Origin of the sequence: Companilactobacillus nantensis DSM 16982 (assembly GCF_001435815.1) — a bacterium.
Lineage (GTDB): Bacteria > Bacillota > Bacilli > Lactobacillales > Lactobacillaceae > Companilactobacillus > Companilactobacillus nantensis.
The window spans coordinates 1-6,780 of the sequence record NZ_AZFV01000058.1 but is presented as its reverse complement, the minus strand read 5'-3'; the positions used below and the strand labels follow the sequence as shown (position 1 = coordinate 6,780).

Annotated in this window: 7 protein-coding genes; all 7 read right to left on the bottom strand. The window is 34.6% G+C overall.

Translation table 11 applies throughout. The features are described 5' to 3' along the window. Positions 1 to 61: 61 nt before the first annotated feature. Positions 62 to 445 carry a DUF1634 domain-containing protein gene (locus tag FD31_RS13445; protein WP_057893300.1) on the bottom strand — a complete coding sequence of 128 codons (384 nt, stop codon included), beginning with the start codon at positions 443 to 445 and terminating at the stop codon, positions 62 to 64. After that, the gene (locus FD31_RS13440) at positions 445 to 1,287 is read right to left on the bottom strand and encodes a sulfite exporter TauE/SafE family protein (protein ID WP_057893299.1); all 843 of its coding nucleotides are present in this window, start codon (positions 1,285 to 1,287) and stop codon (positions 445 to 447) included. Before FD31_RS13440 ends, FD31_RS13445 begins: the two co-directional genes overlap by 1 nt. Further along, complete coding sequence (locus FD31_RS13435; protein ID WP_057893298.1) at positions 1,287 to 1,763, bottom strand: hypothetical protein; 477 nt, start codon at positions 1,761 to 1,763, stop codon at positions 1,287 to 1,289. The genes FD31_RS13440 and FD31_RS13435 overlap by 1 nt, the downstream gene beginning before the upstream one ends. Positions 1,764 to 1,772: 9 nt before the next feature. Then, complete coding sequence (locus tag FD31_RS13430) at positions 1,773 to 2,552, bottom strand: alpha/beta hydrolase (RefSeq protein WP_057893297.1); 780 nt, start codon at positions 2,550 to 2,552, stop codon at positions 1,773 to 1,775. A 129-nt stretch (positions 2,553 to 2,681) separates the two neighbouring features. After that, complete coding sequence (locus tag FD31_RS13425; RefSeq protein WP_057893296.1) at positions 2,682 to 3,872, bottom strand: MFS transporter; 1,191 nt, start codon at positions 3,870 to 3,872, stop codon at positions 2,682 to 2,684. A 251-nt stretch (positions 3,873 to 4,123) separates the two neighbouring features. After that, positions 4,124 to 5,746 (bottom strand): helix-turn-helix domain-containing protein, encoded by a 1,623-nt coding sequence (locus FD31_RS13420; RefSeq protein WP_235805376.1) that lies wholly within the window; start codon positions 5,744 to 5,746, stop codon positions 4,124 to 4,126. A 303-nt stretch (positions 5,747 to 6,049) separates the two neighbouring features. Beyond that, on the bottom strand, positions 6,050 to 6,547 hold the full coding sequence (locus tag FD31_RS13415; RefSeq protein ID WP_057893294.1) for a DoxX family protein: 498 nt from the start codon (positions 6,545 to 6,547) through the stop codon (positions 6,050 to 6,052). Positions 6,548 to 6,780: the final 233 nt, after the last annotated feature.

Here is a 6,780-nt window from a genome sequence, read left to right as displayed (position 1 = left end):
CTAACCAAGTTTAAGAAAGAACCATTTATTTTTGCGTAACGCCTTTAACTTACATTAATTTTTAACTACGATACCCCATATACATCGCAAACATCAAAATAACCAAAACAATCGATGTGATTACAACATACAAAGTATCATGTTCTTTATAAAAAGCATAAATTGAAACAACAACCCGCAATACTGGTGTCAAAATCAATAAGAAAACACCAAGCATTATAACGGCATATGACTTACCTTCAGCAACCCCTGCAAAAATAGTTGAGAATCGTTGTGGGAAATCAACCATCGTATGACCGTTTCTGACAACGCTAGGATAACCAGCGCCATTCATGAAATACAATCCCATCCCTATTAAGATAACGATAGCTGACGTTATAACGCCGATACGCAAAATTTGACCAATGATCAATTCAACTTTTCGAGTTTCTTCATGTGATTGCATTAGATGTTCACCCCAAATCCCTTAAGAGCCATTTGAATTCCCATATAGAGAATGATTGGGATAAAAATCATCCGGATGACCTTTGGCTTCAATACTTGCATCAAACGAGCACCAATTGTAGCTCCGGCCAACACACCAATTGCCAAAGGTGCAGCAATATCAGGACGAATCGATCCATTGAAGAAGTACACTGTTGCACTGGCAGCAGCTGTAACACCCATCATCAAGTTACTTGTGGCACTTGATGGTTTCAAAGGCATTTTCATAATTGTATCCATCGCGATAACTTTGAAAGCACCACTACCGATACCAAGCAAACCACTGGCTAATCCAGCAGCCCACATCATGACAAAACCACCTGGTACATTTTTCATCGAATAATCAATTTGCTTATGTTCAGCTTTGTCATAGTAAGTACTAGCAAGCTTGAACTTTTCAACGATTTCACCGGTTTCCGTATAAACGGCCTCACCTTTTTTATCGAAGAATTTACGGATCATATTATATGAAGAATAGAGCAAGAAAAATCCAAATAAGACATATAAGAAATTACTTGAAAACATTCCGACCAACAGGGCTCCCATTATGGCCCCGACTGTCGTAGCAATCTCCAGGAACATTGCGACACGTAGGTTTAGCATATCATCTTTTAAATAAGCAATAGTTGAGCCAGAACTCGTCGCAATAACTGAGATGATACTAGCACCAATTGCATACTTGATATCTAACCCCATCATGATAGTTAGCACCGGAGTAATAATCATTCCGCCACCAATCCCCAAGATTGCACCAAGAACTCCAGCTGCGACACCCATTACTAGGAGTAGTAGCATTGAATTCATTATTTTTCCTCTTTTTCTATTTCCCCTTTGTTAGAGAAATTTTCTACAGAAGTTTCATAGTTCTCTTTCATTATATCCATTGTGTGTTTAATTTCATCATTTTTTAAGACATTTTCTGAAATTAAATCAATATGAAATTTGGATGCATTTAAATAATCACATGCTGTTGAAAGGTAAATTTTTGTCTCAACTTCTGCGTCATCATCGAAGAAATGAGTGACTTTCTTGGCATCAGCGAATGGCAAATTGATCACACCACTCTCTAAATAAAAGTTAATATCAAACTCAGAATCTGCTACATGAATCATAACTTGTGAAAGTTTATTATCGGCAAGATCCTTTTCCATTTGTTCCTTAGCTTTGTTAATTGACCAAAGGTCTTCTTGAAGCAAATCATCCTTACTAATTTCTAAACTAGTTTGGTTAAATTCTCCTGCTTGAACTTTCTCCATAAAATAAGCAATTTTAATTTTCATAAGTCTCTCCTAAAGGTATTTTTCTAAAAAGTTTTCCACAGCCACTTGGTAGTTTTTCGAATCTACATAGTAGCTTCGAATGTGAACACCAAGGCTTTCGTAGGTCCTTTTTCCGAATTGTCCACATGTGGATAACTCGTCTCGCATTTCAAATGGAACTGTGAAATCATTCTTACCATGCATGAACATCATTGGTACTTTATTCTTGGCTAATGCCAATCGACAATCTGTCTGCCGGTAAGAAAAACCAGCTCGTAATTTCGACATCAATGAGATACCACCAATCAAAAGTTTCCCTTTAATGTGATAACGCTTTTGACAATGATAGCTCAAAATATCAGTTGCACTAGTATAGCCAGAATCTTCAATTATCAGTTTAACATTTTTCGGCAAGTCATACTGTGAAGTTAACATAACCGTAGCTGCCCCCATTGAAGCACCAAACAAAATAATCTTATCATCAGGTCGTTCCAATGAAACCTTTTTAATCCAATCTAAGAGATCCAGACTTTCCAAATAGCCCCAGCCAAGATACTTACCTTCACTTTTTCCTGCAGCTTGATTATCAACCTGTAAAACATTACAGCCTAATTTATCAAACAACTGGGCATGAACATTCAACGATGTATGATCCACACCAAAGCCATGGACCATAATGACCGTTACATTATCGTTATTATTGGTAAACCAACCGTACAACTGATTGCCCGTATTAGACGATTTAATCTGCCATTCTTGTTTATCTTTTTGAACAAATATAGCCGTGGCCTCCGTTAGTCCTTCATCCATCTTTACTTGCGGAGCTTCTGAACCTAATGCCTTGGAACCTCTTTTTTGAACGTATAAAAAAAGGCGTTCAGAATTAGAACGACTAGTAATAACAATATCAACAAAATAACTATCATGATATTACCTCACTTATGCTAATTCTTTAACACCTATCATTGCTACAGCAACTATAATCATTGAAATAGTAATCCCAATGAACAAACTTGAAAATGACAACGCCGTAACGATCAAACTACCTGCATAAGGTCCGATTGCCCGGCCTAATGAACCAAAAATACTGTAAAAACTTTGGAAAGTTCCACGATTTTTGTTCGTTGACATCTTGCTCAATAATGCTGGAATAGTTGGGAAAACCATTGATTCACCGATTGTCAAAACTAACATACTCAATACATAAGATAGATATGACTTAGCTCCTGGCAACAAAAGGAATGATACTCCCATGATAACTGTTCCTAAGAAAATTTGATACTTCAATAATTTAAAAATTCTCGAAACAACTCGATTCATTACTGGTTGAATAATCAACAATGAACCTGCATTGATTGTAAAGACCAAACCGTACTCACGTGTCGTGTAACCTTGATTCAACATATAGGCTGACATATTACTGTCCCACTGTGAATAACCGAGCCAAACGATAAAGATAGAAGCACAGATCACAATTAGGTTTAACGTAAAACGTCCGGCACCAATTTCAATTCTTGGATCGACAGTATCACTACTTACATAATGATGACTAGTTGTTTCATCTGTTTCGTTAACATGATCCAACAAGTTAGCTTTAAAAATTAAAATAACTGCACTAATTACAAATAAAATCATTGGAATGAAGAAAGTTAAAAAGATACTCCACTTAAAAATGAATCCAACGGCTGTTGAACCGATAGCAATTCCAATATTGGCTGCTAAGTACATATTATTAAATATTACTCGACTGTTTCCTGACATTTGTTCCGCAATGAAAGCTGTGTAAGCATTGACCGCCGTATACACCAGCCCCATTCCAAATCCTAAAATGAACAACATAATCGCATATGTTGGCCATACATGATGGAATGACATACCGAGTAACGAAATGATGGAGATAGCATAACCAATGTATAACGTTCCTCGTTTTGAGAATCGATCAAACATTACTCCCCCCAGAGCATTACCGATCATCATAAAGGCTGAGTAAACCATTAAGGTAAAACCAGCTGTAATCAATGATTCATGTAAATTCTTGTGAATAAAAATTGTATTCACTGGCAAAATAAATCCCATTACTAAGTTGAAAGTAATATTCAAAATTAGTAACCAAAGTCTTTGAGCGCGCATCCTTTTCACCTCTTCTATATATTTTTTTCAATAAAAAAACCATGGTATAAATCAACCATGGTTTTAGTTGGTAGTACTCAGATGAGTAAATAGGTCCCCGTTCACATCGGTTTCCTATAGATATCCCTCACAAATCCGGTGAGTAGTGCTCGATACCCTACCATCATAAGTGCCGTCCAAATTCGACGGCTCTCGACTCATCGCACAACCTGTATCATAATATATTCTGAAAATAGTTGCAACACTTTTCATTAAAGATTTGGATTTTCACTAACCTTTTCTTCAGTCCAAATCTTATAAATTAGGTTCAATAAACCACCCATTTGGCCATCGACACCGTTATACATCCAACGATAGATGCAGACATCTTTTTTCATATCTTCTTCTGGTGGATTAGCACTATTAGCAGTTACAACAATATCAGCCTCTTTAGGATCACTGACAATTTTCGCATATGGCAATGATTGTAAAGTAACAGATAAGTCTGAATAAACTAAGAAGAATGATTCAAGTTCTAGGTAAACTTTAACTTGGATATTCTTGTTATAAAGTGAGAAGAATCGATATGCAATTGCATAAATAGCTTCAGAAATTTGTTTTGATTTACCTGTTAATGATTGATACTTGTCACGTAACATCAAATGTTGAACGGTTGAATAAATTTTACTTTCCAAACCTTCATCATTCAATTTACTGATAGCGTCACCGAAACCTGAATATAAGTTCAAGATTTCAATATAGTTATGATCAAGCGCCAAGACACCGATAATACATGTTGTTAAATTATATTTATATCTCAAGAATTCTGAATGTGACAAGGCCATATCAGAAATTGTTTGTTCAACATCAATTGGAATAAGTTCCAAGAAATCATCAATAAAGTTAGCAAACAATGGATTATATCTAACTAATTGCTTGGAAACAGATTGAAGATAATCTTCAGAAACTTCAAATGTTGCTGGAACACACATCAATAGAATATAGAAATCAGCTGATTGGAACATTTGCTCCTCATAGCTAACATCTTCTTTGATAGCTCGTTTTAATTCACGAACTTTCTTACTACCAGTATCCCCTTCAAGCATTGAACCGGCACTTTCGAAAATGTTAGGGAAAGGATAGTTAATGACATTCAAAGCATCCATATTTTGAACATGGTTGCCATCAATGATCCGGTAAAGATGTGACATAACTACATAAGCATAAAACATCTTCGTAATTTGATTAGTAGGTTTAAGACGATATTTATCTAAAGCAATATCAACTACCTTAAAAGCGACTTTTTGTGTGAAATCTTCAAATGGCCATACGTATCCCCTAGTAGCATTCCAGTACAATGCTGCGATAGCCAAACGAATCGATTCCTCATCACCAACAAAGCGCATAGGTTCATACGCAATACGAACACCAAAACGTTTTAAATAGCCTCTCATTGGCTTTAAGTGACGCAAAACAGTTGCCTTGCTACTTTCCAACGTTTCATAGAAATGCTTAAAGGAACTCTCCTTATCCTTAACTATGGCATCAAGGAATAAGTAGCCATCAGAATTGGTCGTCAAAAAAGCATGATAAGCATCACGCGTAACACTAAACATTTCTTCAGTACTATATTTTTCCTTATTTAAGATTCTCTTGAAATCATCTTGGATTCCTAAGAAAGTATTATAGACGCTACCATAGCTCTTATTCATTTGATAAGCAGCCTTACGTAAGTTAATATCCTTAACCTGGATATCACGATTACGATAAGTTCCGATTAGATCGGCACTAGCTAATTGAGTAGTTCTAATTAATTTGATCTTATTAAATAGTTGAATCTTTTCGATTTCTGATTTTGATAGAAATAAGTCAGTAAAGCTATCCAAGAACTCCACCCCCGTAGATGCAATTGATTCTATTATAATAGAATATCTTCAATATTATTTTAAAACAATTATATTATAGTAAATAAATTTTCATATTAGTAACCTACCACATTTCATTACTTAAATAAATAGACAGAAATTTTATTGAAATATGAACAATATTTATTATCTATACCAATATTTTATTTTACGCCTTATTTTAAATAAGTATAGTACCTACAGGTTCCTTAATTCAGAAAAAAACATTTTTCATAAAAAGAAAAAAAAGAAACTGAAATTTTTTCAGTTTCTTTTTTATTTTATATAAAAAAATCATATTGTAGCTTTATTTTTAAATATATTTTTTCTTATCCAAGGAATCACCCAATAATCCAAACCAATTTTACCAGCATTGAATCCAGCAATAATGATGAAATATTCAAGAAAAATATACAATGGATTTACAGAAATTGCTCCTGCTAATAAGTAAGAGAAATTCATCATCAATCCAAAGAATACGGCAGCAGTTGTTAAACAACCAAAGATCAAACCTAAACCAACTAATAATTCACCCCAAGATACTAAGAAGCTCATACCACGGTAGTGAGGTAAGATGCCACTAAGCATACTGTTGAACCATGGATAAACGACATTACCTGTAGGGCCTTTAACTGGGTTCTTGATAGCGTTAGCAACAAGACCTTTAACAGCTCCTGAAGCACCGCCTGTTATTTTCTCCCAACCGGCTAATGTCCATTCGACACCCAAGTAAATTCTGATAATTGCTAAAATGATTGAGGCAACTTTATTATTACGCAAAAAATGTACCATTATATTTCCCCTCTCTATACGTTAAGTAACCTCTTTATTATAGAACTAATTGTTTTTATTTTCATAACTTTCATAATTATTTAGATATTTACTTTATAAAAATGAAAATCATACCTATATAATAGGAAGAAATTCATTTAAAAAATCAAAAAAAGTAGTATTTATGATCCCCGTCAGGGGTATAAATACTACTCTCAAATTTATTTATGGTACGAAAAAAGGAACCGACATTT

Coding starts and splice junctions, on each gene's coding strand:
- FD31_RS13445 (WP_057893300.1), bottom strand. CDS start 445: ATGCAATCACATGAAGAAACTCGAAAAGTTGAATTGATCATTGGTCAA.
- FD31_RS13440 (WP_057893299.1), bottom strand. CDS start 1,287: ATGAATTCAATGCTACTACTCCTAGTAATGGGTGTCGCAGCTGGAGTT.
- FD31_RS13435 (WP_057893298.1), bottom strand. CDS start 1,763: ATGAAAATTAAAATTGCTTATTTTATGGAGAAAGTTCAAGCAGGAGAA.
- FD31_RS13430 (WP_057893297.1), bottom strand. CDS start 2,552: ATGGATGAAGGACTAACGGAGGCCACGGCTATATTTGTTCAAAAAGAT.
- FD31_RS13425 (WP_057893296.1), bottom strand. CDS start 3,872: ATGCGCGCTCAAAGACTTTGGTTACTAATTTTGAATATTACTTTCAAC.
- FD31_RS13415 (WP_057893294.1), bottom strand. CDS start 6,547: ATGGTACATTTTTTGCGTAATAATAAAGTTGCCTCAATCATTTTAGCA.